The following is a 25668-nucleotide window of genomic DNA, read 5'->3' on the forward strand; positions in this document are numbered from 1 at the left end:
TCGTTAGCATAACATGCTTGCTCTGATCCTGTTTAAGCCTAAAAGTTTCCGTTAGTTAACAAAGTATGATCCCGCCCTGCTGCGAATGACTGGAACCATTAAAAACATTAGCCAGTTTAAGCAAAAAGAAGAACAGCTAAAACTATTTGAAAAAGCGATTGAAAATATTTCAGAAGGTATGTTTATTCTCGATAGTGAATATCGTTTTGTCGAAGTCAATGAAGCCTGTTGTAAAATTTCATTACGAAACCGCTCCGAGTTTATTGGTAATTTATTGACATTTGATTTGTATCCAGAGTCATTTTCGGTTCAAATTCGAACCATGCTTAAGCAACAAGGCCGCTGGGCTAACGAAGTAGAAGCAGCCAGAGGAGACAAGAGTCATTTCCATATGGAACTCACCATAGATGCTATTTATGACGAGTTAGGTGAACTTTCGCACTACGTAGGTGTTTTTTCTGATATTTCACGGCGTAAGCAGCAGGAAGAAGAACTGAGAAAATTAACCAACAATGACCTTCTCACTGGACTACCAAATCGCTCAAACCTACAGGTCACCCTAAGTAACTTAGTGAATAAAGAAATATCTCACACCTTAATGGTATTAGATTTAGATAATTTCAAACGTATTAATGATTCATTAGGCCATCAAATTGGCGATCAACTACTCAAATTAGTATCGATAAGAATTAAATCATCACTCCCAAGGAACACCAGTATTTATCGTCTTGGGGGGGATGAATTTGCAATAGTATTGGATAAAGAAGCAGATATTAGTGCCAGTGCAGTAATGGCTGGACGAGTCATAGAAGCTTTTAAGACTGCTTTTGATATTAATCACGAACAATTAGTCTTGGGACTCAGTATAGGTATCGTGCTTTACCCTGAGGATGAGCAAAATGAGCAAGCGTTACTCAGAAAAGCGGATATTGCCATGTACCATGCAAAATCAGCCGGTGGTAATTGTTATCAATTCTATTCAGAGTCACTGAATCAGCATGCTATTCGGCAGCTAGAGATTGAAAATCTGATACGCGAAGGGCTAAAAGAAGATCTATTTGAAGTTTACTATCAACCTAAGGTTGATCTAAAACGCGGCCGTGTTGCAGGCATGGAAGCCCTTGTCAGATTAAATCACCCGACACGCGGCTTAATTCCGCCCAATGATTTTATTCCTCTCGCGGAAGAAAATGGATTAATTATTGAAATTGGTGAGATTGTTTTACGCAAAGCTTGTTTCGCCGCCCAGAAATGGCGGGAGCAAGGTCTGTTCAATGGCAGAGTCGCCGTCAATTTATCGTCGCGCCAGTTTGCTCTACCCGATATTCAGCAACGAATAGAGTCAATTTTAAGACTGACCCAGTTACCAGCATGTCACCTCGAATTAGAAATAACCGAAGGTACGGTTATTAAACAGCCAGAAACGGCCATTATCGTTATGCAACAACTCACCAAAATGGGAGTGAGCCTAGCCTTGGATGATTTTGGAACGGGTTACTCATCACTTTCCTATTTAAAACGTTTTCCTATTCACACCCTTAAGATAGACAAAGCCTTTGTTGATGATATAGATAAATCGGATCGCGATTTAAAGATGGTCGACTCTATCATTACCATTGCCCATAATATGGGGCTTTCAGTGGTGGGAGAAGGTGTAGAACAAACTGCACAGTTAAATATTTTACGCGCACTCAACTGTGAGGAAATTCAGGGCTACATTTTCAGCAAAGCGATAAAAGAGACTGAGTTTACCCAGCTACTCCAACAGGATATGGAAAAGTCAAACACAAAAATCAACATAATTTAATCATCTTACTCTCAATTTGATTTTTATTTACAACATTGGCACAACAGATGCATCAATTATTTCAGTGTCAATAATAAATCAATATCAACTACCTGAGAGACAATGAACATGATTAAAGGAATCTTGACTAGTGCATTTTTATTATCTGCGCTTGGTTTTACTGTTAATAGTGTGGCACAAGAAGGTTCACCAAATGTGAAATTCAAGCCTATTGAAGTCGCTGGTTCACCCAACGTTAAATTCAAGCCTATTGAAGTCGCTGGTTCACCCAACGTTAAATTCAAGCCTATTGAAGTCGCAGGTTCACCTAACGTTAAATTCAAGCCTATTGAAGTTGCTGGTTCACCCAACGTTAAATTCAAGCCTGTTGAAGTCGCAGGTTCACCCAACGTTAAATTCAAGCCTATTGAAGTCGCGGGTTCACCGAATGTGAAATTCAAGCCTATTGAAGTCGCGGGTTCACCCAACGTTAAATTTAAGTCAATTGAAATAGCTGGTTCACCGAATGTGAAATTCAAATCTGTTGTAGCAGCGTAATCAGAAACGATTAAGGAGCTAACATGCTAAATTCAATCAAAAAAGCACTCGGTTTATCTAAGCCAGCGCGTAAAAAAGTTAAATTGCCTGAAGGTCTAAACCACCTTGAAGTGATTTCTGCAAAGGGTTGGTGGAACTAAATTTACTCATCTGTGGTAATCAGTTCGCTGATACTGCTGACTGAAATTAAGCTAGCGCAGCTTAGAAAACAATAAAGGGAGCTATGCTCCCTTTAGTTTTTAAATACCTAGATGACGTTACAAATATCTATAAATACTTATAAATCAGAACGCTAACATCAACTCTTTCTGGCAACGTATCTTCCTCAGTGCCAAATGACTATGGGCAGTAAAGAGCGGAAAAGCCAAAGGGCCTAATATAAAACCCACTATCGCCCAATACTTAACTGAAAGACCTGCGGTAAATGCTGCCAAGCCAAAATACCAAGCCGAGATAAATGCAAGTAAAACGATCAGCAAAACCACAAATAGCCCCTCTAGAAACAAATAGAATCATATCGTTAGGAAATATAATCCCTTATCAAAAAGTGCTCACACACTCACTGTTCTTAGCCATTTTTTGTAATCCCACTCAAATGGTTAAATAAGTTATGTGCACGACCCTCAGTAAAGCTCCTCAGTAAAGTCCCTCACTAAGAGCAAAACAGTTAGCGTAAACGGTTTCTACTCGAGGGCACGGATGATACAAGATATCCGCCCCTATTGTGAACACTTTTTAGGCAAAAATATGCCTTATGGCAATAAAAAAACGGCAATTTACTGCCGTTTTTTTGTTCAATTTAATGAGGGCTGACTGAAAACAAATGGCTTAGAAAAAACGCTTATTCTCTTGTGCCATCGCTTTTAAGCGCTCACAAGGTTCGAATCTGTTACCTAATTGACTTTGATAACCTTCAAGAATTCGCACTAAGTTCGCGGCGCCTAAAGTGTCAATATGGTGGAATGGGCCACCGAGGAATGGTGGGAAGCCAATACCGAAAATAGCGCCAATATCACCGTCTCTTGGCGATGCAATAATGCCATCATCCAAGCAACGCACCGCTTCATTAAGCATTTGCACCACACAACGCTCGGCAAGTGCTTTTGCGTCTTTATTGGTGCCAGGCTTAATGCCTAATACGCCATACACAGTCTCATCGACTGCTTTAGCTTTCTTGCTCGATGCGCCGTATTGATAGAAACCTTTGCCATTTTTGCGGCCTTTACGATCGTCAGCTAAAAGCTTGTCAAATGCGGCTGGCGCTTTAAAACGTTCACCCAGTTCTTTTTCGAGGATTGGTGAAATCTTAGCGCCCACGTCAATTCCCACTTCATCGAGCAAGGTAATAGGTCCCACAGGGAAACCAAACTTAACCAGCGCATTATCCAAATGCTCAACACTTTGGCCTTCAAGCAATAATTGCGCGGCCTCGTTCATGTAAAGCGCAAGAATACGGTTGACGTAGAAACCTGCGCCATCCTGCACAACTATCGGTGTTTTACCTTGCTTACGGGCAAATGCGACAGTAGTCGCAATGGTTTCTGGCGACGTTTTAGCATGGGCAATCACTTCCACCAGCGGCATTTTTTCTACTGGTGAGAAATAATGCAGACCAATAACGTTCTCAGGACGCGTTGCCGCCTCGGCGATTTGGCTAATAGGCAAAGATGACGTGTTAGTGGCAAAAATCGTGTGCTCACCACACTCCCGCTCGATGTCTTTCACCATTTGATGCTTAAGCGCTAAGTCTTCAAATACCGCTTCCACAACGATGTCGGCATCTTTAACGCCTTTATATTCAGTGGTTGTGGTCATCAGTGCCATTAAACTGTCGCGGGCAGCGGGTGTCATATGACGGCGCTTAACCCCTTTATCCAACAACTTATAGGCGTAGGCTAATGCATTGCTTAAGCCCTTTTCGCTGATGTCTTTGACGCGAACGGGAATTTTAGCCTTGGTCGTCGTCACAGAGGCGATACCGCCGCCCATTAAACCGCCGCCTAAGATCACCGCTTTTTTGACTTTACGCGGGCTCACGCCCTCAGCGCCGGTTTCTTTCTTCATTTCTGTGGTGGCGAAGAAAATACTGCGCAGCGCTTCAGACTCTTTCGATACCACTAATTCGGCAAAATGACTGGCTTCGACTTCTAGCCCTTTTTGCATGCCCTTCGTAACCCCTTGACGCACACAGTCAATGATCTTGGCTGGTGCAGGATAATTACCTTGGGTTTTCTTCTCGACCTGTTTTGCCGCTTGATCGAAAATAATGTTACGGCCAAAGCTCGTGCCTTCAAGCACTCGATTAACGAGTGACTTTTTAACAGGTTTCGGTGCACGTTTACCCGCAAGCGCCATCTCAACTGCGGTTTGCAGTAAAATGGTCTGCGGCACAACATCATTCACTAGGCCCATTTTCAAGGCTTGTTTAGGACGAATCTGTTTGCCGGTCAGCATCATATCTAAGGCGGTGGTAATGCCGACTAAACGTGGCAAACGTTGAGTGCCGCCACCACCTGGCAATAGTCCAAGTTGGACTTCCGGTACACCGAGCATGGTTTTACCATCGTCGCTGCATACCCTTTGATGACAGGCTAAGGCTAACTCTAAACCACCACCTAAACAGGCACCATGGATTGCCGCAATCACAGGGATTTTTAACGCCTCTAACTCATTAAAAACCACATGCCCCTGCTGGGATAAGGCTTTGGCATCGTCTGGCGTTTTACAGGCATCGAGCATAGAAATGTCCGCGCCCGCGACGAAAGAATCTTTTTTGCCCGAGATCAACACTAAACCGCGAATGCTCGAATCACTCTTGATTTCGGCTAGGATCTCACTGATTTCAGGGCCAAACTGTGCTTTTAGGGTGTTCATGGTTTCGCCAGGAACATCCATAGTCAAAATGGCAATGCCGTCGTCGCGGCGGGTTAAATTAAAGGTCTTTTCCATGCCGATTACTCCACTTCCACTATCATAGCCACACCCAAACCACCGGCCGCACAGGCCGTTGTTAGGCCAGTGCCACCACCGCGGCGCTTAAGCTCACGACACACTTGGGTGATCAAACGGGTTCCCGTTGCAGCAAAAGGATGGCCGTAGGCAAGCGAGCCACCGAGCACGTTAAACTTGCTCATGTCGATTTCACCAATCGCGCGGTTACGACCGAGTTTTTCTTCGGCAAATTTTTTCGAGGCAAACATCTGCATATTCGCTAATGTCTGCGCCGCAAAGGCTTCGTGCATTTCAATCAGAGTAAGATCTTCTAATTCCATTCCAGCACGTTTTAACGCCAGTGGCGTCGCGTAGGATGGTCCCATCAGCATGTCTTGCCACACATCAATGGCGCTAAAGGCGTAACTCTTAATGTAACCAATCGGTTGATAACCTAAGGCTTTAGCTCGACCTTCGCTCATCAGGATAATCGCTGAGGCACCGTCAGTCAGTGGCGTACTGTTGGCCGCCGTCACAGTACCATGCTGTTTATCGAATGCAGGACGCAACTTAGCGTATGACTCCAGTACCGAGTTTTCGCGGATATTGTTATCGCGATCGATAAACTGTTTATACGGCGGCACATGGGCAACCATCACTTCGTCACGAAGATGGCCCGAAGCCCAAGTTTCACTCGCTAAGGTGTGCGAGCGGTGCGCTAGGGCATCTTGATCGGCGCGGCTAATATGGTAGGTTTTTGCCATCTGCTCAGCGGTTTGTCCCATAGACAAGCCCGTCGAGTACTCTGCCACGGCAGGCGGCACAGGTAATAAATCTTTAATGCCTAAACGACGGAAAATTTGTAATTTTTGCCCAAAGCTACGGGCTTTATTCAGATCGACTAACGCATGGGCTAATTTTTTCGACACGCCGATAGGCAAGACAGAAGAAGAGTCGGCCCCGCCCGCAATACCGATGTCGATATTACCTGTCATGATAGATTCGGCCACGTTTACGGCAGATTGGAAGCTAGTCGCACAGGCACGAGTGACACTATAGGCATCGGTCGACACATTCATGCCAGTACCGAGTACGATTTCACGGGCGATGTTAGGTGCAGCCGGCATTTGCACCACTTGTCCATACACTAATTGCTCAATCAACTTAGGATCGAGTTCAGAACGCGCCAATAATTCATTGACCACCATTTTGCCCATATCGAGCGCCGATACACCGTGAAATGCCGTGGCTTGTTTTGCAAATGGCGTTCTTAAACCCGCTACTATTGCGATACGCTCGCCCTTGGCGTTCGTAACCTGTTGTCTATCACTCATTTGTCACCCTCTTTATGTGCGCAATCGCTGAGAGATTTCAGGCGGCGCTAGCTATTTCCGTGTTTGACCCATTGTTTTACGGCGAAAAACGCCCAATAACAGGTCTGACCATTAAAGTGTGATCTGATTCTAACTTCTTGTCAGCAAGTTTTAAACACCTGTTTGTTTTTTTAACACTAGCCAAACCCTAAGGGAATTCTTTACCATAGCGGTTGTCTATACATTTCCAACATAATAAAACGAGTAGCATCATGCCTTTGAGTCGCTTCCACGCATTACGCACTTACCTAAATAAGGTTGTTTTAGGGCAGCCAGTATTGACCGAAAATCTGCTCATTGCCTTAATTGCCAATGGTCACTTATTAGTTGAAGGCCCACCGGGACTGGCCAAGACCCGTGCGGTGAAAGCCCTATGTGACGGAGTTGAGGGGGATTTCCACCGCATTCAATTTACCCCAGATCTGCTGCCCGCCGACTTAACCGGCACAGATATCTATCGCTCGCAAACCGGCACCTTCGAATTTGAAGCCGGACCGATTTTCCACAATTTAATCTTGGCGGACGAAATTAACCGCGCTCCCGCCAAAGTACAATCGGCCTTATTAGAAGCCATGGCCGAGGGCCAAGTCACAGTCGGTAAGCACAGTTATAAGCTACCGCCGCTGTTTTTAGTGATGGCCACCCAAAACCCATTAGAAAATGAAGGCACATATCCGCTGCCCGAAGCGCAGCTTGACCGTTTTCTGATGCACTTAAACCTTGATTACCCGAGCGGCGAGACTGAGCTCGAAATTCTGCGTCAATCCCGTAAAGAAGCGCTAACCCACGAACTGCCAACCACTGAGCAGATTGCTCAGGCCGATGTGTTTGCCGCCCGTGACGAAGCCATGGAAATCTATCTCGCCGAGCCACTCGAAAAGTACCTAGTCGAAATCGTGATGGCGACCCGTGAGCCAAGCCGCTACAGCGAAGACTTAGCGAAATGGCTTGAGTACGGTGTTAGCCCACGCGCCACTATTTCGTTAGAACGCTGCGCCCGCGCCCGCGCTTGGCTGCACGAGCGAGACTTTGTTTCACCGGAAGACATTCAAGCCGTTGCGCCGAATGTGTTAAGACACAGGTTATTACTCAGCTACCAAGCTCAAGCCGAAGGCGTCAGCCGCGATCAGGTGATCAACCACATATTGAGTCAAGTTGCAGTACCTTAACGGTGAAGATAAAGGTGAAATAAGATGAGTGACACTGCACGACTCTCTGACTCGGTCTATGGTTTGCCGCTGTTTGCCGATGGCTTGCATTTAACCGAGCAAGAGCTGCTGGCGTGCCAAAATATCGCCCGTGCTATGCCCGAGCGTTATAGCCGTGCCCGCGCTAATTTAGCGGGCCATCGCAGCAGCTTAATTAAAGGCCGCGGCATGGAGTTTGCCGAAGTGCGCCACTATCAACAGGGCGACGATGTGCGCACCATTGATTGGCGCGTAACCGCTCGTACGGGCACAACTCACACTAAGTTATTTGTCGAAGAACGTGAGCGCCCTATTCTGTTGTTGATCGACTTAAGCCAAAGTCTCTATTTTGGCTCGAGTTTATTGCTGCAATCGGTGCAAGCAGGACACCTTGCCACCACCTTAGGTTGGAATGCCATTAACCATGGCGATCGACTCGGCGCCTTGATCGCCAGCGAATCTGAGCATCTAGAGCTTAAGCCCCGCAGTCGCCGCCAGGGCATATTGCAATTGATCTCGGGACTTCGCCGCATTCACGAAAATCAGCTCAATCATGTTGGCAGCGGCCAGCGCGATCCTGACCATATCCTGCGCGCCTGTCAGCGATTACAACGTATCGCCAAACCCGGTTCCTTGGTGTGGATAGTGACAGATGGCAGTCACTTTAGCCCCCAATGTATCGCGCCTCTCACCGAGCTTAAACGTCATTGCGATGTGGGCGCCTACCTTATTACCGATCCCCTGCGCCAAGGCACTCTGCCATTGCCGCCCAACTTTAGTTTGCCGGTACGGGATGGGGATGAAGATCTAGTGCTCACCCGTCACAGTTATCAGGCATGGCTCGACATTCAGCTGCGTCAGCAAAGGGACTTTATCGCCATGATGCAGCAACTGCGCGTGCACACCCAGCTCATCGATGCGGGTGCTCCCCTAGCCCATCAATTGGAATTATTGCGTTAACTATGGATCCAGCAACAGTGAATTCAGAAATAGTGACACCAGTGATAGAAAATCCACAGGCTGCAGTCCCCATGGCTTCAGCGACGCCAAACCCAGCGTTGGCGGATCTGCAGGATATTATTCATCCCGATCCAATCGGCGCTTGGCCTTGGGCAATCGGTTATTGGTTGGTTTTAGCACTTGTGATTGCCCTCATCACACTCTTAGTTATCTGGCTAAGAAAACGCGCCCGTGACTTAGCGCCGAAAAAAGCCGCGAAACAGTTACTCAGTCAACTTGATAAACAAGCGCCGTCCTATGTCTCTGATGTCAATAGCCTATTAAAGCGTACCGCCATGAGTTATATCAGCAGAGAAGCGATAGCCTCGTTAGATGGTGAAGCTTGGGCGACGTGGCTAGACAGCTATTTACCCGCGCCCAAACGCCAACGTATCGGTCCCTTGTTAGCCAAACGTCACCAACCAACGCCGTTGACCTTAGCTGAAGCCAATGAGTTACATGCACTCACAAAAGCTTGGTTGGCATCGAAAGCAACACTGAGTGCGCCCGTGCCTACTCAAACTCAAGCTCAAATCCAGCAAACTGGCACTAAAGCGCAAACCCAGCCAGCTGACACCAAACAACCGGAGGCACAATGTTAACCATTGCGTGGCCTTGGCTATTGATATTACTGCCTTTACCTTTGATTTTTTGGCGCCAACAAACCGTACAAGTGGATGGTGGCCGGCTGCAATTACCCGGAATAAGCCAAACAGGCAAACAAAGCTTAGCGGCCAACACGCGCCAGAGCCGCAAACGCTACTGGCTGATGTGGAGCCTGTTAGTGCTCGCTATCGCTCGTCCACAATGGCTAGGTGAACCTATCGAACTGCCGAGCCAAGGCCGCGATCTGATGATGGCGGTGGATTTATCCGGCAGTATGCAGATTGAAGACATGGTGGTAAATGGCAAAACCGTCGACCGTTTCACTTTAATTCAGCACGTTGTCAGTGACTTTATCGAACGCCGCAAAGGCGATCGTATCGGTTTAATTCTCTTCGCCGATCACGCCTATTTACAGGCACCGCTCACCCAAGATAGACGTTCAGTGGCGCAATTTTTAAAAGAAGCACAAATCGGCTTAGTCGGTAAACAAACCGCCATAGGTGAAGCCATCGCTCTAGCGGTAAAACGCTTCGATAAAATGGACGAGAGTAATAGAGTGTTGATTTTATTGACCGACGGTTCTAACAACGCGGGCAATATCGAACCAGAGCAAGCAGCGCAAATTGCCGCTAATCGTAAAGTTACTATTTATACGGTTGGTGTGGGCGCAGATGTAATGGAGCGCCGTACACTCTTTGGCCGCGAGCGGGTTAATCCTTCGATGGATCTGGATGAAAACCAACTTAAGCATATCGCCGACGTCACCCACGGCCGTTATTTTCGCGCCCGTAACAGCCAAGAGCTAGACCAGATTTACCAAGAAATCGATAAACTCGAACCCGTGAGTCGCGATCAATTAAGCTATCGTCCGCAGGCAGATCTGTTCTATTGGCCGCTGGCACTGGCATTACTGACGAGTCTGTGGATTGCCTTAGGTCAATTGCCACTGTTTGCAGCGCGCCGCGTTAAACCCTCTGTCGCAACCACTTCACAGGGGAACATCAAATAATGAGCCTACATTTTATTCGTCCTGAATGGCTACTCGCACTAGTACCGCTAGCCTTAGCCTTGTTGAGTTTATGGCGGCAACACGAGAGCCACAGCGCTTGGAATCGGTATATTGCGCCGCACTTAGCCAAGATATTGGTCACCCAAGGCAGCAAGAAATCCCGTCGTCCTTTGCATTTACTAGCTTTCACTTGGCTGATGGCGACTTTTGCACTCGCCGGGCCTGCCGTTAATAAACAGTCCTTACCTGTGTTCGCCGCCGAGCAAGGCCGCGTGCTGGTGATGGATATGTCCGTATCTATGTTTGCTACCGATCTTGCGCCAAACCGGTTAACCCAAGCCAAATTTAGGGCTACGGATCTGCTGCGTAATCTTAAAGAAGGTGAAACAGGTTTAGTCGCCTTTGCCGGCGATGCTTTTACTATCAGCCCGTTAACCCGTGATACCGGCACACTACTCAATTTATTGCCGACCTTAAGCCCTGAGATCATGCCGGTTCGTGGCTCAAACTTAGCGGCAGGTTTAACCCAGGCCAAAACGCTACTGGCTCAGGGTGGGCATATTCGCGGCGATATTATCCTGATGACAGATGGCATCACCGCGGCCCAATTTGATGACGCTAACTCGGCATTAAGTGGCACGCAATATCGCCTTGCTGTCGTCGCTTTTGGTACCAGCCAAGGCGCGCCAATTCGTCTACCCGATGGACAATTGCAGCGCGACAGCAGCAACGAAGTCGTTGTGGCTAGCACTGATTTTGGCCTGCTGCAAAAACTGGCCGCGGATAACAAAGGCGTGTTAATCCAAAATCGCACCGACGGCAATGATTTAGCCCAATTACAAGATTGGTTAAGTGATACGGGCGATGCCAAAGCCACAGATCTTGATGGTGAAACTTGGCAGGATCTCGGTCCTTACCTCGCCTTATTATTACTGCTCCCCGCCCTTTTCAGTTTTAGACAAGGAATCGTGGCAAGCATTGGATTTGCTACTCTCGCGGGCGGCATACTGCTCGCGGCTGCGCCTCAGCCTGTCCATGCCAGTCTGTGGGAAGATGTGTGGAAAACGCCAGATCAGCAAGGGATGCAGGCCTATCAATCCCAAGATTATGCCAACGCTGCTAAGCAGTTTGAGTCGCCCCAGTGGCGAGGCAGCGCCCAATATAAAGCCGGTGATTATGAGCAAGCGCTGAAAACCTTCGAGCAAGATAGCTCGGCCCAAGGCCTCTACAATCAAGGCAATGCCTGGATGCAACTCGGTAAACCCGATAAGGCCAAGGAGCGCTATCAAGCCGCACTAGAAAAACAAACCGATTTTCCTGCGGCAAAGGCCAACCTTGAACTGGCTGAAAAGTTATTGAAAGAGCAGCAAAAGCAGCAAGGTAAAAACGATCAACAGGATAAGAACCAAGATCAACAAGGCGATCAGCAGTCCGGCGACCAACAATCCGGTAATCAAAAAACGCAGGATAAACAGCAATCTGACCAAGATAGCGCTCAGAAAGATAAGCAAGATCAAGCTGAGCAAGAGTCTCAGGATCAACAGGACAATGCTCAGGACAAGCAGGATGAAGTTCAGCAAGATCGCGCTGAAGATAAAGCGCAACAGGCTCAACAAGCCGCGCAGCAAAATGCCGAGCAGGATGCAAAGAAACATGAACCTGTAGACGATTCACCAGCAGATAATGAAGCTAAGATACAAGCGCAGGCTAACGCCGATGCGAAGGAGCAAAAATCAGCAGAGCAAGCAAAGCAAGGCGTTGGCGCCAAAGAAGCGCCAGAGCAAAATGCGCAAGATAAACAAGAAGCTGCCATGAGTAAATCCGTCGAAGCGCCGCCCACCAATAGCGAACCGCTTCCCGCAGAAATGCAGCGAGCGCTGAGGGGCGTGAGTGAAGACCCCCAAGTGTTACTGCGCAACAAGATGCAGTTGGAATATCAAAAACGCCGTCAAAATGGCCAAATATCAAAGGGGAACGAACAGTGGTAATCAGACAATTTTTTATCCTGCTACTCCTTGCCATCGGAGTGGCTCAGCCCGCCTTTGCACTCAGCAAAATTGAAGCATCGGTCGATCGCAATCCTGTGATGGAGGGCGAATACTTTGTGCTCAACATCAGCGTCGATGATGAAATCGATACCGGTAAGCTAGATACATCAGCCCTGCTGAAAGACTTTATTGTCGGCCGCACCAGCGTGAGTCGCAGCACACAAATCATGAACTTCGATGCGGTCAAAGAAACCCGCTGGCAAGTGTTGCTCGCGCCAAAACAACAAGGTCAGTTAACCATTCCAGCCTTTATTATCGATGGCATCAGCTCGGCGCCGATCCCACTCAAAGTGGTCGAAACGGGCAGCCAGCCCGCGCAAATGAATAACCTATTCATCGATGCCAAAGTGTCAACCGACGAGGCCTATGTCGGCCAGCTCATTACCTACAAGGTAAAACTCTATCTAGCGGTGGAATTACAAAGGGGCGTATTGAGCGCACCAGTAATCGAAGGCGCGCAGATCAAACAAATCGGTGAAGATAAGGATGGCTCAGAAATAGTCGATGGCCGCCGTTACCGCGTGATTGAACGCACCTATGGCATCATTCCCGACCTACCCGGCCAAGTGAACATCAAAGGTGCAACCTTTGCGGGCGATGTGCTCGTCGAATCCCAACGTCGCGGCGGCATGTTTGGCTTTAATGAAAGCCGCCCAATGCAAGCGGGTGCGCCCTCACTCACAGTGCAAGTGAATCCTGCACCGACAAACTTCCAAGGCCAATGGCTGGTTGCCGATTTAGTGGCGCTAAAAGAAAACTTTCCCGAGGATATTAAGGAATTTACCGTCGGTAGCCCTATCACTCGCACTATTACTTTATTGGCTTCCAATGCCGATGAAAATAGCCTGCCAGATATAGTGCAAACCCTGCCGAATGAACTAAAGTCATACCCAGAAAAACCTCAGCGACAAACCTTTGTACGCGATGCACAAATTGTCTCCCAGTACAGTATGACTTCGGCAATCGTTCCCAGCAAAGCAGGAACATTTACCCTACCCGAAGTCAAAGTGCCTTGGTGGAATCCACGCCTTAAACGTCAAGAAACCGCAACGCTCCCCGCACGTACCATAGTGGTAACAGGCGGTGTTGTCACAGAGGCTCCCGCCCAAGCCTCTTGGCAAGCAAATTCAGCGGCCGATAACAATACCCCGTGGATGGTTAAGGTGTTTGCTGCGCTATGGCTGGTCACTCTCGTCGCTTGGATCATCACTTTAATCGCCTGGCGCCGCGCCTTAAAAAACCCATCGGCCGCCCCGACGGCACTTAACGCTTCCCTTAACGCCTCAATAAGTTCAGCACAATCAGCGAATATTGCGAGCTTACAAGGACTAGAGCAAGCCTGCGCCAGTGGCGATGTGAGCCGCATTATGTTGCAGTTACAGCACTACTTCAGCGAGTTACAGCAAACGCCTATGACACTGGATAAGATTGCCGAGCAGTCAGTGCAACTCGCACAGGCGATACAACAACTGCAAATTGCCGCCTATAGTGCGAAGGCCGATGCCAGCAGCCATACTGACAGTGCGAATACTAACAATGCTAATACTAACAAGCTGAACGCCGAGTGCGCCGCGTTGCTTAACGCAGTTAAGGCCTGTGCACATAAGCATTCAACCCCCAAATCAGCGCCATTAAGCCCACTGAACCCTAAGTAAATTAAGGGTTTAATGACAGATAAGCGAGTTCAACAATGCTAAACATTCAGCCAACAAACCGAAAAATTAAAAATGTTTGCTAACTGGCGTAAGAAATCCGTCGAGCCCGCGGTCTCTTCTGACATGCTAAGCAAACAACGACGATATAACAGCCTAGTCAAGGCGCTACATGCAGACATCTTCCGCTACGCCTACTGGTTATGCGGCGATAAACACGTGGCAGAAGACATTACCCAAGAAACCTTCTTGCGGGCGTGGCGCTCTTTGGATTCCCTCAAGGATGATAAAGCGGCGAAGGCATGGCTGATCACGATTCTTAGGCGTGAAAATGCTCGGCGTTTCGAGCGTAAACAGTTCGATTATTCCGACGTTGAACAAGATACCTTAGAGGACAATATCTCCAATAGCAGTGAAGAGCAGACCGAGCAATATTTGATCCGTAGGCAAATTGGCAAGCTGGATATCGAATACCGCGAGCCACTGTTACTCCAGCTGATTGGTGGTTTTAGCGGCGATGAAATCGCAGAACTGATGGAGCTCAATCGCAACACCGTCATGACGCGTTTATTTCGGGCGAGGAGCCAATTGAAAGAATTACTTGAGAAGAATGATCTGAGAGGTCAATCCAATGGATGAGCTTAAATTTAGACGTCAAGCTTACGAAGACCCTCATAATCAAGATGCTGATTTTCTGACACAAATTAATGCTAAGCCAGAAAACCAAGCCTTAATCAATGAGCTTAAAAACCTTGATGCCAAACTGACAAATGCATTGAAAGTCGATGTAGCGGACGATCTCGCCGATAAGCTGATTTTGCGTCAGCAGTTACAGCAGCACCATAAACAGCGTCGTCAGACGGGCTTTTTAGTCGCAATGGCTGCCTCAATTGCTTTTGTGATCGGCGTGAGTTTTAGCTTACTGCGCTTAGGCCCAGTCGATTTAGCCGAGCATGCGCTGGCCCATGTCTACCATGAAGATATGGCCTTACATCTTGACCAAAACGTCAACTTTAATCAGGTCAATGCCCAGCTCGCATCACTTAAAGATTTTGGTAATGCCAAGTTCACCCAACAACCGGGCAAAGTGTATTACACCTCCTATTGCGATTTTCAGGGTGTAAAAAGCCTACATCTGGTCGTGCAAGCTGAGCAGGGTAAAGTCACACTGTTTATTGTGCCGCTAGAGAAACGTATGGTGCTAGACCAAACCTTCGCCGATGGTAAATACCAAGGCATGGGCTTTGAAACCGCCGACGCCTTTATTTTACTCGTGGGTGAGGATAAAGCCGATTTAAGCTACGTAAAAGAAGAAATCAAGAATACCTTTATCTAACCCCATATTATCTAAACTTTTTTAAAATGAACCTCCGATATTTTTATGCTATCGGAGGTTAGATTTTAATCACATTTTTATCTGCTAATGGGCGATTGCTCAAACATCTGGTAGCATGCTTGCCACTTTTAATAATAAAAAGATGGGAAAAGGCAAGATGACGATTGAAACCCCGATTTTAATCACATTTGTTGGTTATTTAGTATTGATGATGGCCATAGGTTTTTGGGCTTACCGCGCTACCGATACTGTAGATGACTATATTTTAGGTGGCCGTAAAATGGGCCCCGCCGTTACCGCACTGAGCGTCGGAGCATCTGATATGTCCGGCTGGTTATTACTGGGTTTACCCGGCGCCGTCTATTTAGGCGGTTTAGGGGAAGCTTGGATCGGCATAGGGTTAATTTTTGGTGCTTGGCTTAACTGGCTATTTGTTGCCAAACGCCTGCGTATTTATACCCAATTAGCAGACAACGCCCTTACCCTACCGGATTTTTTCGAGAAACGGTTCCACGATAACCAGGGTTATTTGAAGTTGGTTTCCGCCGTGACTATTTTAGTTTTCTTCACTTTTTATGCATCCTCCGGCATGGTGGGCGGCGCAATATTATTTGAGAAAGTCTTTGGGCTCGATTACAACGTCGCCTTAGTCATAGGTTCGGCCATCATTGTCGGTTATACCTTTATCGGTGGTTTTTTTGCGGTAAGTTGGACCGATTTCTTTCAAGGCTGTTTAATGTTAATCGCCTTGCTGATTATTCCCTTCGCCATTTTCTCCAACCCAGAGAGCCATGCGGGCATAGAATCTCTCGATCCCGCCATGTTGACACTCGTGAGTGACAAAACCACCGTCATTGGCATGCTGTCCTTACTCGCTTGGGGGTTGGGATATTTTGGCCAGCCACATATTTTGTCGCGCTTTATGGCGATTGGCAGTGCCGATGCCCTGCCCTTGTCGCGCCGTATTGCCATGAGCTGGATGATACTGTCGTTACTAGGTGCGCTCGCAACGGGACTGGCTGGTTCACTGTATTTTGCCAAAGAACCGCTATCTAACCCTGAAACCGTGTTTATCCACTTAGCACAAGCCGCGTTTAACCCTTGGATAGGTGGGCTGCTTATCGCCGCTATTTTATCGGCGATTATGAGTACTATCGATTCACAGTTACTGGTGTGCTCAAGCGTCATCACCGAAGATTTCTACCGTAAATGGTTACGCCCACAGGCAGACGATCGCGAGTTGATGATGGTCGGTCGTTTAGGTGTACTGGCTATCGCTGTGATTGCCGGCGTGATTGCCCTTAATCCTGAAAGCAGTGTATTAAGCCTTGTGAGTTATGCTTGGGCTGGCTTTGGTGCGGCCTTTGGTCCGGTTGTTCTACTATCTCTCTTTTGGAAGCAATACAGCCGTAATGGCGCTATTGCCACTATTATTGTCGGCGCATTAACCGTAGTAGTTTGGAAGCAATTAACCGGGGGGATTTTCGACTTATACGAAATACTTCCTGGTTTTATTTTTGCGATCCTCGCGGGAATAGCCGTCAGCAAATTGTCCACACCCGATGCCAAAGTCACCGCGGAATTTGAACAGTTCAAGTCCGCGTTATAAGCCACTCCCTTCAATGATGGCAGTAAAAAGCGTACACCTGTACGCTTTTTACATTTTGTATCTTTTTATCCGCAAAACAGAAGTCACAAACTGTTAACCAAAATTAAAACTCCTCCGACCATCCAAAACCTTTGGTATCGGGCATCTGGCCAGACCATTCAATCACACTAGAGCATAAACCCCGTTTAATTCGATTTTAATTAACTGAAAATTAACATTATTCGCATCTGGTCGGACTTGTTGAGGTTACAGCCAATCCCTAAGATGCCACAGACTATAAAAGGGTTTCAGCACTTCTGGGCACTAGGGCCAGACAAAATCCGATACTTATAAATAGAGAGAATAATAATGAAAACATTCAACAAGACACTCATTGCCGTTTCTGTCGCATTAGCAAGTACACAAACCTTAGCTTCAGGTTTCCAACTCAACAGCCAATCAGCCACAGGTATGGGCCGTGCATTTGCCGGTGACGCTGTGATTGCCGATAACGCTTCTGTATTATCACGTAACCCAGCGGCTATGGCATTATTCGATAAAGATGCGATCTCCTTCGGCTTAACCTATGCCGATATTACTGTTGATGTTAAAGACGTTAACTTTGCCGGTGGTGCCATTGACTTAGGCAGCATCGATGATGCGGGTAGCTCTAAAGTCATCCCTAATATTTTCTACATCCACCCAATCGACGATAAGTTCGCCGTCGGTTTTGCCGCTTTCTCTAACTTCGGTACCGGTACCGATGCCAGCTCACTTTCTAAGAATTTACCCGCAGGCTCACCAGCACCCTATGATCTGCTTGGCGAAACAGAAGTAACCACGGTTAACTTCAACGCCAGTGTGTCGTACCGCATCAACGATATGTTCAGTATCGGTGCGGGTGTGGATGCTATTTACGGCGAAGGCCGTCTTACCCGTAATGCGGGCACGACACCCCTGGTTGACGTCGACGCTGACGGTTGGGCATTTGGCGGTATCGTGGGCGCCACTGTAGAGTTAGATAAAGATAACCGCTTCGGTATTAGCTACCGTTTCAGCCCGACCGTAAACGTAAAGGGTGATATCAACACGATCAGCACTAAAGATTTATCTGCCGTTGGTTTAGGTGCAAAAACGACTCTAGCAACAAGCTTTGATAGCTTAGACGTACCGCTGGCGGATATTTTCCAATTTGCAGGTTTCCATCAGCTAACCTCTAAATTTGCAGTGCACTACACAGCGCAATACACCCAATGGGGTAACTTCGACCAAATCACCGCTAAAGATGGTGTAGCAACTATTCTACCTGGTCAAGCGGGTGCTGGTACTCAACTTCAAGCTGGCGACGTTGCACTGAAAGAATATCAATGGAAAGATTCATGGTTATTCAGCTTAGGCGGAACTTACACTATCAACGAGCAATTTACTGTGCGTGCGGGTTACATGCATGACCAAGGCGTTGTGGACGAAATCAGCTCTATTTCATTCCCAGATTCTGACCGTAACTGGTACACAGCGGGTATGAGCTACCACATCAACCCACAAAACACGGTTGACTTCGGTATCGCTTATATTAAAGGCGAAGAAGTTCACCTGATCGAAAACAGTGCCATCACAGGCCCTGTGAACGCGGTAACTGAATCGAGCGGTATGTACTACTCAGTACAGTACAGCTACCAATTCTAAGCTGTTTTTACCTCAAAAAGCCGCATTTTTTGCGGCTTTTTTGTATCTTAAGCATTTATTGCCTAAAGTTAATCCACGCTCCTCTTCATACGACAACGGTTATGGCTAAAGTCATTGGACTCGGTGGAATTTTTTTTAAAAGTACAGATCCCGTTGCCTTGGCAACTTGGTATAGGACCCACCTCCAAGTGCCGATTGAGGACTGGGGCGGCGCCGCATTTTACCACAATGACAAATCGACCCCCGGCTACCATGTCTGGACCCCCTTCGCCAACAGCACCGACTATTTTGCACCGGCCGATAAAAGCTTTATGTTCAACTTCGTTGTCGATGATCTAGCACAAGCACTTGCCCAAGTGAGTCAAGGTGGAGGCCAGCTTATCGGCACCATCGAAGACTCTGAATTTGGCCGCTTTGGCTGGTTTATCGACCCAGATGGCAATAAAGTCGAACTATGGCAACCCTGCGCTATCCCGCCTGAAAACTAAGCCTTTACAGAGTACTTTCCAACTTAAGTGGCATCGATTCGAAACCCTGTGCATGTCCAGCACTTATTAGGTATGGTTAGCTGAGTTAACTCACCAAGGGATTGTACTATGGAAAAAAATAACTTGTTTCCCGCCCTGTTGTTGGGCGGTTTTTTATGTGCAGGGCTCGTTTATATTGGACAAAGTGCGAGTTCTGCCCTACTGCAAATGAAATCGATGGAACGCACAGTCACGGTAAAGGGCTTAGCGGAAAAAGAAGTCAAAGCCAATGTGGCCATTTGGCCGATTAACTTTACTGAGGTGGATAATAATCTGCCAAAACTCTATGAAACCGTGCAGCAGAAAACCGATAGCGTCGTGACATTTCTCAAGGAACAAGGCTTTAGCGACAGTGAAATTACCGTTTCGCTTCCCTCCATAGAGGACCGTCAGGCCCAGGGTTATGTCGACCCCAATGTCAGATACCGCTATTCGGCCAAAGTGAATTTATCCGTCTATACCAACCAAATAGATCTTATGCTCGTTTCACGTAAGCAAATGATTAATCTTGTGAAAGAAGGTATCGCCATCGCCAGCCAAGACTACGATAATCGCACCGAGTTTTTGTTTACCGATCTCAACTCAGTCAAACCTGTGATGGTACAAGAAGCCACCCAGAATGCCCGGGAAGTTGCTGAAAAATTTGCGAAGGATTCAGACTCTCGTCTCGGTAAGATCAAAAGCGCCAGCCAAGGCCAATTTACGATTGCCGACCGTGATAGCAGCACGCCCTACATTAAACAAATTCGCATTGTTTCCACACTCACCTATTATTTAAACGACTAAAGGCTTAATCGAAACCCACTGAAATAATAGGAATAAGGTATTTGTCTGCCCTATTCCTATATTAGGGATATCGATTACATTAATTTTTTCTAATAAATATTAATTGCCTATTGAAAACAACTCCATTAGAATTTACTCATAAATTGTATTTGGGATGGTTTAGTATGGCTACAATACCTCGTGTTCTTTTGGTTTTACTCGCGTTTTCTGGTGTGCAAGTACATGCAGCTTCGCTGGAAACGATGGAAGTAATGAGCAAGCCCTATGCAAACTGGGTGACGTTAGATGCCACTATTGAGGCGGTAAAAGCGGCGACTGTGTCGGCACAAACCTCTGGTCGCATTATCAAACTCAACTACGATGTTAACGATGTCGTCCCCGAGGGCGCTGCGCTACTGGAAATCACCAGTAAAGAGCAAGGTGCCGAGTTGGCCAGTTTTGAGGCAGATTTAGCCAAAGCCAGAGCCCTGAATGTCGAATCTCAGGCCCAGTACAAGCGCTATAAAGAGCTTTTTCCCCAAGGCGCAATTTCTAAGGGCGCAATGGATGAAGCAACCGCCAATGCCAAGGCGACTGAGCAAGCCGTCAGCGCAGCACAGGCCCGGGTTATCAAGGCGACGGAATCCTTAAAGTACACTGTGGTATCCGCCCCCTTTAGTGGCATAGTCACAGAGCGATTTGTGCAGTTAGGTGAAACTGTCAGTCCAGGGCAACCTTTGCTCTCGGGGTTTTCAGCCAATCAAATGCGGGCTATCACTCAAGTGCCGCAGTGCTATATTAATCAACTCAAGAATGCCCCAGAATTTATTGTCCGTTTAAGTGACGGCCGTGAGCTAACCTCAAGGGATCTCATCATTTTTAGCTTCGCCGATCCCGTTAGCCACAGTTATCAAGTGCGGATTAATCTGCCAGAAAATGAAGCCAATCTACAACCCGGCACATGGGCAAAGGCCTCCTTTAAAAATGGCGAGCGGGAAAAAATTCAACTTCCCGTATCGGCGCTGATCACTATGAATGAACTGAGCAGTGTTTACCTTAAACAGGGTGAAGTCTTTGTGCTGACTCAAGTGCGCGTCGGTGAACCCTTAAATGGGGAAGTAGAAGTGCTTGCGGGGCTGAAGTCCGGTGACACTGTAGCCATGGATGCTTATCAAGTGTTGCTCAATAAAAAGCAATAAATTCCTAAGCGACGCAAGCTTTGTCGAGGTTGTTTTATGAAACATGATCCTGTACCACAGAACACACTTGGGATTTCGGGCCGAATTGCCGCGGCCTTCCAAAATAGCGCCATCACCCCGCTGCTCGCCCTACTCGGGTTGCTACTGGGTTTATTTGCGATTCTCGTGACCCCAAAGGAAGAAGAACCACAGATTGACGTCACCTTCGCCGACGTATTTATTCCATTTCCCGGTGCAACTCCCACAGAAGTGGAAAATTTAGTCACTCTGCCTGCAGAGCAAGTGATCTCTGAAATCAAAGGGATAGATACACTCTATTCCTTTTCCCAACCCGATGGTGCGCTGATTATTGTCATCTTCGAGGTGGGTGTCGCTCGAAACGATGCCATTGTCAGCCTGTATAACCAAATTTATTCCAATATGGATAAACTGCCCCTAGGTGCGGGTGTCGGTGAGCCCTTGATTAAGCCCCGCGGCATCGATGATGTACCCATCGTTAGCCTGACGCTATGGTCAAAGGACAAACAGGTCTCGGCGGAACAACTCACCCATGTGGCTCTCGGCCTAGAAACTGAGATAAAACGTATCCCTGGAACGCGCGAAATTTACACCCTTGGCCAGCATGAGATGGTGGCCAATGTGCGGATCGATCCCGCCAAGATGAACAGCTTTAATCTGACCTATGACAAGCTAAGACAGAGCCTGAATGATAATAACCATATTTCAATGCCCGCATCTCTAGTGCAAGGTAATCAAGAGATTAAAGTTCAAGCCGGGCAATTTCTACAATCTATCGATGATATCAAACAACTGGTTGTCAGTATTTCACAGGATAAAAGCGGTAACACCATTCCCGTTTATTTAGCGGATATTGCCGACATCAGTTTAAAGAGTGATATCCCCAAGAAGAGTGTTTGGCACGCCGATAAAACCGCTATTTACCCCGCCGTCACTATCGCCATAGGTAAGCAGCCAGGGCAAAACGCCGTCGATATTGCCGATGCAGTGCGTGAACGTATGGCACAGGTCGACAATGTGCTCATCCCTGACAATGTGGAAGTCACTGTATCGCGTAATTACGGTGAAACCGCTGCAGACAAATCCAACACGCTTATTTTAAAACTGATTTTTGCCACCAGCGCAGTGGTTGTGCTGGTCTTCCTCACCATGGGAGCCCGGGAATCCTTAGTCGTTGGCGTGGCGATTATCATCACGCTGGCCATTACCCTCTTTGCCTCTTGGGCCTGGGGATTCACCTTAAACCGTGTGTCACTTTTCGCCCTGATTTTCTCCATCGGTATCTTGGTCGACGATGCCATTGTGGTGGTAGAAAACATCCACAGACATATGGCGCTTGGCAAAAAATCCTTCAGCGAGCTTATCCCCGTGGCCGTCGATGAAGTGGGTGGTCCCACCATTTTAGCCACCTTTACCGTCATTGCCGCACTTCTGCCCATGGCATTTGTCTCGGGCTTAATGGGACCCTATATGAGCCCAATTCCCATTAACGCCAGTATGGGTATGCTCATTTCCCTCGCCGTCGCCTTTATCGTTACGCCATGGCTGAGTCGCAAACTGTTAAAACATGAGTCCCACAATGACACTCATACGGCGCAAACAGATGAGGCTGAGAGCAAGATGGTGCGCCTCTTTAGCCAATTAATAGGCCCGTTTCTACTGGGTAAGAATGCCCGTAGGGCCAGAGTCGGTTTGGCCGCGGGAGTGTTTGTCCTAATAGGTATCGCCGTTGCTTTGCCCGTAGGTCAGCTTGTCGTGCTTAAAATGCTGCCCTTCGATAACAAGTCGGAATTTCAAGTGATGGTGGATATGCCTGAGGGCACCCCCGTAGAGCAAACCCAAAGAGTGCTACAGGATTTAAGCCGCTATCTGGCGACTGTGCCCGAGGTCGAACACCTACAACTCTACGCGGGCACCAATGCACCGATGAACTTTAACGGCTTAGTGCGCCATTACTTCCTGCGTAACAGTCAGGAACTGGGTGATATTCAAGTCAACCTGGTGGATAAAAAGCACCGAGACCGTGACAGCCACAGCATTGCCGTGTCGGTGAGGGAAGATCTGCAACATATTGGTGCCCAATATCGAGCCAATATCAAAGTGGTTGAAGTCCCCCCCGGCCCACCCGTTTGGTCGCCCATAGTCGCCGAAGTCTATGGTCCAAGCCCCATCATCCGTGAGCAAGCCGCCTATGAAATGCAGGCACTATTTCACGAGACGAAAGACGTAGTCGATATCGATATTTTCTTGCCCGCCGCCCAGCAAAAATGGCAAGTGATGATCGACCGCTCTAAAGCCAGCCTGATGGCCGTGCCCTACAGCAATATTGTCGATTTGATCGCCACCTCAGTCGGCGGCAAAGATGTGAGCTATTTACATCAAGCCCAGCAAAAACAACCGATACCGATCCGCCTGCAATTAAACGAAGGTGCTAAGGTCGATTTAGAGCAAGTGCTGAATATGAAGTTACAGAGCCAAACAGGACGATCCGTGCCTGTCTCTGAGCTAGTGACCATCAAACGCGGCAAAATCGATGCCCCTATTATCCATAAGAATATGATCCCTATGATCATGGTCGTCGCCGATATGTCTGGGCCATTGGACAGCCCGCTCTACGGCATGTTCGATATGGCGGGCAAAATTGATGGCGCCGATGGCTTAGGTTTTGATCAGCATTATATTCACCAACCCACAGGGCTAGACTCAGTCGCCGTGCTCTGGGATGGCGAATGGAAGATCACCTACGAAACCTTTAGGGATATGGGCATCGCCTATGCCGTTGGCATGATAGCGATTTATTTACTGGTGGTGGCACAGTTTAGATCCTATCTGGTGCCGCTTATCATCATGGCGCCTATTCCACTGACAGTGATTGGTGTGATGCCAGGGCATGCCCTGCTCGGCGCCCAGTTCACTGCGACATCCATGATAGGCATGATTGCCTTGGCGGGGATCATTGTGCGTAACTCCATATTATTAGTGGATTTTATCAATCAAGAAACCGCATCCGGAGTGCCCTTTGAACGGGCAGTGATCCATTCGGGAGCGGTGCGGGCAAAACCCATTATGCTCACCGCCCTAGCGGCCATGATAGGGGCCTTATTCATCCTCGATGATCCCATTTTCAATGGGCTTGCGATCAGCCTGATTTTCGGGATTTTTATCTCAACACTGCTGACCTTAATCGTGATCCCAGTGCTGTATTACGCGGCCATGAAAAACCGCATAAACTTAACTCAACCGTCCAATTAATCACCACATTGGCAGCCATAGCGCTGCCTCAAGGAGCAAGGTATGTCTTTAGAACGCAGTATTATGGCTTTTGCAGGATTTATGGTGTTACTGTCTTTGGTATTAACCGCCTTAGTACACCATAACTTTGTCTGGTTAACGGCCTTTGTTGGCGCTAACCTATTCCAGAGCGCATTCACAGGCTTCTGCCCCGCCGCCATGGTGTTACGTAAATTGGGGGTAAAATCAGAAGCTGAGATTGCAAAACAAAGTTAGTTCTTCAAGGAGAGATAAAGTGATCCACAATATACTGTTACGCAGTCAAAGTGTGCTGCGCCTTGCCCTATTTTGCCTGCTATCACTGGTACTCATGCCACTGCTAGTGCCAACGATGGCAAATGCCGCCGATCAAGACTCTGCAATCGCCTGGGATAAAATTGCCGCCGGCGCTATGGTGGTCGATGTCAGAACGCCCGAAGAATTTGCCGAAGGTCATTTAGCCAATGCGGTGAATATCCCCTTCGAACAAGTCGCAGAGGAATTTGCCAAGCGTGGCATAGCCAAAGATGCGCCCGTCGTCTTGTATTGCCGCAGTGGTCGCCGCAGCAGCATGGCAATAGAAGCCCTAGTCGCCGCTGGGTATACCCAAACCTATAATGCTGGCGGCTATCAGACCTTAGTCGAGGCGCAAAAAACGCCCGCTAAGTAAGAAGGAATGAACTCTGGTTTGGGCTGGGGTGCGGGACGTGAAGAGTCGGTGTAAATCACTTCGCACTTTAAGCCCCGCCCGATTAATTCAGTTTTACCCGCAAAAGCGCCCTATGGCGCTTTTCTATTGCCTAAGTTATGCAAAATTCGAGATAGACTCTGCCACCTCCTTATCAATCACGCCGCACCTTATACACGGCAATATTCTCCTCTTATTCAAGGAATATCTCAGCAATTTGTGCCAGAGGCTTATCGTCAGTGGTTAAATATCGTCAACCAATTGGCAACTGCCACCCCATTGACAATACTTTGCAACAATTTCGCATAATCAATCACTTGAGAAAAATTCACTGCGATACTTAGGATTTAATATTATAAATCATTATTTTAAATTCCAAAAAAATATATATATTTATTTCAGTAAGATAGAAAAACAAAATTCAGCCTTTGGTATTAACAAT

Annotated in this window: 20 protein-coding genes and 1 pseudogene; 18 read left to right on the forward strand and 3 right to left on the reverse strand. The window is 47.5% G+C overall.

What is annotated here, in order from left to right:
• Positions 1-79 precede the first annotated feature (79 nt).
• A pseudogene (locus COW15_RS11260) lies at positions 80-1807 on the forward strand (EAL domain-containing protein); the annotation flags it as partial.
• 108 nt (positions 1808-1915) lie between these two features.
• Positions 1916-2344, forward strand: a complete 429-nt coding sequence (locus tag COW15_RS11265; RefSeq protein WP_293632656.1) for a hypothetical protein — start codon at positions 1916-1918, stop codon at positions 2342-2344.
• Between the two features lie 284 nt (positions 2345-2628).
• Here the strand turns inward: COW15_RS11265 and COW15_RS11270 are convergent, their stop codons facing one another.
• The 3 genes from COW15_RS11270 to fadI form a co-directional block, all read right to left on the reverse strand.
• On the reverse strand, positions 2629-2829 hold the full coding sequence (locus tag COW15_RS11270) for a hypothetical protein (RefSeq protein ID WP_293632657.1): 201 nt from the start codon (positions 2827-2829) through the stop codon (positions 2629-2631).
• 343 nt (positions 2830-3172) lie between these two features.
• A complete protein-coding gene (gene fadJ, locus COW15_RS11275) occupies positions 3173-5293 on the reverse strand; it encodes a fatty acid oxidation complex subunit alpha FadJ (protein WP_293632658.1) in 2121 nt (706 codons plus the stop codon).
• Positions 5294-5298: 5 nt separating this feature from the next.
• A complete protein-coding gene (fadI, locus tag COW15_RS11280; RefSeq protein WP_293632659.1) occupies positions 5299-6609 on the reverse strand; it encodes an acetyl-CoA C-acyltransferase FadI in 1311 nt (436 codons plus the stop codon).
• Between the two features lie 251 nt (positions 6610-6860).
• Here fadI and COW15_RS11285 point away from each other — a divergent pair, with 251 nt between their 5' ends.
• The 16 genes from COW15_RS11285 to COW15_RS11360 all read left to right on the forward strand — a co-directional run bounded on the left by COW15_RS11285 (position 6861) and on the right by COW15_RS11360 (position 25208).
• Positions 6861-7817, forward strand: coding sequence for a MoxR family ATPase (locus tag COW15_RS11285; protein ID WP_293632660.1), 957 nt, complete (start codon positions 6861-6863; stop codon positions 7815-7817).
• Between the two features lie 24 nt (positions 7818-7841).
• Positions 7842-8795 (forward strand): DUF58 domain-containing protein, encoded by a 954-nt coding sequence (locus COW15_RS11290; protein ID WP_293632661.1) that lies wholly within the window; start codon positions 7842-7844, stop codon positions 8793-8795.
• Between the two features lie 2 nt (positions 8796-8797).
• A complete protein-coding gene (locus tag COW15_RS11295; protein ID WP_293632662.1) occupies positions 8798-9436 on the forward strand; it encodes a DUF4381 domain-containing protein in 639 nt (212 codons plus the stop codon).
• Complete coding sequence (locus COW15_RS11300) at positions 9430-10449, forward strand: VWA domain-containing protein (protein ID WP_293632663.1); 1020 nt, start codon at positions 9430-9432, stop codon at positions 10447-10449. Before COW15_RS11295 ends, COW15_RS11300 begins: the two co-directional genes overlap by 7 nt.
• On the forward strand, positions 10449-12437 hold the full coding sequence (locus tag COW15_RS11305; RefSeq protein WP_293632664.1) for a VWA domain-containing protein: 1989 nt from the start codon (positions 10449-10451) through the stop codon (positions 12435-12437). Before COW15_RS11300 ends, COW15_RS11305 begins: the two co-directional genes overlap by 1 nt.
• Positions 12431-14152, forward strand: a complete 1722-nt coding sequence (locus COW15_RS11310; RefSeq protein WP_293632665.1) for a BatD family protein — start codon at positions 12431-12433, stop codon at positions 14150-14152. The genes COW15_RS11305 and COW15_RS11310 overlap by 7 nt, the downstream gene beginning before the upstream one ends.
• A gap of 72 nt (positions 14153-14224) precedes the next feature.
• Positions 14225-14788 carry a sigma-70 family RNA polymerase sigma factor gene (locus COW15_RS11315; protein ID WP_293632666.1) on the forward strand — a complete coding sequence of 188 codons (564 nt, stop codon included), beginning with the start codon at positions 14225-14227 and terminating at the stop codon, positions 14786-14788.
• A complete protein-coding gene (locus COW15_RS11320) occupies positions 14781-15485 on the forward strand; it encodes a DUF3379 domain-containing protein (protein ID WP_293632667.1) in 705 nt (234 codons plus the stop codon). Before COW15_RS11315 ends, COW15_RS11320 begins: the two co-directional genes overlap by 8 nt.
• 157 nt (positions 15486-15642) lie before the next feature.
• Entirely contained in the window at positions 15643-17094 is a 1452-nt protein-coding gene (gene putP / locus COW15_RS11325) for a sodium/proline symporter PutP (RefSeq protein ID WP_293632668.1), read from the forward strand.
• 348 nt (positions 17095-17442) lie between these two features.
• Positions 17443-18759: an outer membrane protein transport protein gene (locus COW15_RS11330; protein ID WP_293632669.1), complete on the forward strand. Its 1317-nt coding sequence runs from the start codon at positions 17443-17445 to the stop codon at positions 18757-18759.
• 101 nt (positions 18760-18860) lie between these two features.
• Positions 18861-19247: a VOC family protein gene (locus COW15_RS11335; RefSeq protein WP_293632670.1), complete on the forward strand. Its 387-nt coding sequence runs from the start codon at positions 18861-18863 to the stop codon at positions 19245-19247.
• A 108-nt stretch (positions 19248-19355) separates the two neighbouring features.
• Positions 19356-20072 (forward strand): SIMPL domain-containing protein, encoded by a 717-nt coding sequence (locus COW15_RS11340; RefSeq protein WP_293632671.1) that lies wholly within the window; start codon positions 19356-19358, stop codon positions 20070-20072.
• A gap of 164 nt (positions 20073-20236) precedes the next feature.
• The gene (locus COW15_RS11345) at positions 20237-21250 is read left to right on the forward strand and encodes an efflux RND transporter periplasmic adaptor subunit (RefSeq protein WP_293632672.1); all 1014 of its coding nucleotides are present in this window, start codon (positions 20237-20239) and stop codon (positions 21248-21250) included.
• A gap of 36 nt (positions 21251-21286) precedes the next feature.
• Entirely contained in the window at positions 21287-24520 is a 3234-nt protein-coding gene (locus COW15_RS11350) for an efflux RND transporter permease subunit (RefSeq protein WP_293632673.1), read from the forward strand.
• Between the two features lie 42 nt (positions 24521-24562).
• Positions 24563-24775 carry a DUF2892 domain-containing protein gene (locus COW15_RS11355; RefSeq protein WP_293632674.1) on the forward strand — a complete coding sequence of 71 codons (213 nt, stop codon included), beginning with the start codon at positions 24563-24565 and terminating at the stop codon, positions 24773-24775.
• A 19-nt stretch (positions 24776-24794) separates the two neighbouring features.
• The gene (locus COW15_RS11360) at positions 24795-25208 is read left to right on the forward strand and encodes a rhodanese-like domain-containing protein (RefSeq protein WP_293632675.1); all 414 of its coding nucleotides are present in this window, start codon (positions 24795-24797) and stop codon (positions 25206-25208) included.
• Positions 25209-25668 lie beyond the last annotated feature (460 nt).

This window comes from Shewanella sp. CG12_big_fil_rev_8_21_14_0_65_47_15, assembly GCF_002783505.1.
GTDB lineage: Bacteria > Pseudomonadota > Gammaproteobacteria > Enterobacterales > Shewanellaceae > Shewanella.

Excerpts from the sequence above, each read along its gene's own strand:
- COW15_RS11265 (WP_293632656.1), top strand. The coding sequence starts at position 1,916 with ATGATTAAAGGAATCTTGACTAGTGCATTTTTATTATCTGCGCTTGGT.
- fadJ (WP_293632658.1), bottom strand. The coding sequence starts at position 5,293 with ATGGAAAAGACCTTTAATTTAACCCGCCGCGACGACGGCATTGCCATT.
- fadI (WP_293632659.1), bottom strand. The coding sequence starts at position 6,609 with ATGAGTGATAGACAACAGGTTACGAACGCCAAGGGCGAGCGTATCGCA.
- COW15_RS11285 (WP_293632660.1), top strand. The coding sequence starts at position 6,861 with ATGCCTTTGAGTCGCTTCCACGCATTACGCACTTACCTAAATAAGGTT.
- COW15_RS11290 (WP_293632661.1), top strand. The coding sequence starts at position 7,842 with ATGAGTGACACTGCACGACTCTCTGACTCGGTCTATGGTTTGCCGCTG.
- COW15_RS11295 (WP_293632662.1), top strand. The coding sequence starts at position 8,798 with ATGGATCCAGCAACAGTGAATTCAGAAATAGTGACACCAGTGATAGAA.
- COW15_RS11300 (WP_293632663.1), top strand. The coding sequence starts at position 9,430 with ATGTTAACCATTGCGTGGCCTTGGCTATTGATATTACTGCCTTTACCT.
- COW15_RS11305 (WP_293632664.1), top strand. The coding sequence starts at position 10,449 with ATGAGCCTACATTTTATTCGTCCTGAATGGCTACTCGCACTAGTACCG.
- COW15_RS11315 (WP_293632666.1), top strand. The coding sequence starts at position 14,225 with ATGTTTGCTAACTGGCGTAAGAAATCCGTCGAGCCCGCGGTCTCTTCT.
- COW15_RS11320 (WP_293632667.1), top strand. The coding sequence starts at position 14,781 with ATGGATGAGCTTAAATTTAGACGTCAAGCTTACGAAGACCCTCATAAT.
- putP (WP_293632668.1), top strand. The coding sequence starts at position 15,643 with ATGACGATTGAAACCCCGATTTTAATCACATTTGTTGGTTATTTAGTA.
- COW15_RS11330 (WP_293632669.1), top strand. The coding sequence starts at position 17,443 with ATGAAAACATTCAACAAGACACTCATTGCCGTTTCTGTCGCATTAGCA.
- COW15_RS11335 (WP_293632670.1), top strand. The coding sequence starts at position 18,861 with ATGGCTAAAGTCATTGGACTCGGTGGAATTTTTTTTAAAAGTACAGAT.
- COW15_RS11340 (WP_293632671.1), top strand. The coding sequence starts at position 19,356 with ATGGAAAAAAATAACTTGTTTCCCGCCCTGTTGTTGGGCGGTTTTTTA.
- COW15_RS11345 (WP_293632672.1), top strand. The coding sequence starts at position 20,237 with ATGGCTACAATACCTCGTGTTCTTTTGGTTTTACTCGCGTTTTCTGGT.
- COW15_RS11350 (WP_293632673.1), top strand. The coding sequence starts at position 21,287 with ATGAAACATGATCCTGTACCACAGAACACACTTGGGATTTCGGGCCGA.
- COW15_RS11355 (WP_293632674.1), top strand. The coding sequence starts at position 24,563 with ATGTCTTTAGAACGCAGTATTATGGCTTTTGCAGGATTTATGGTGTTA.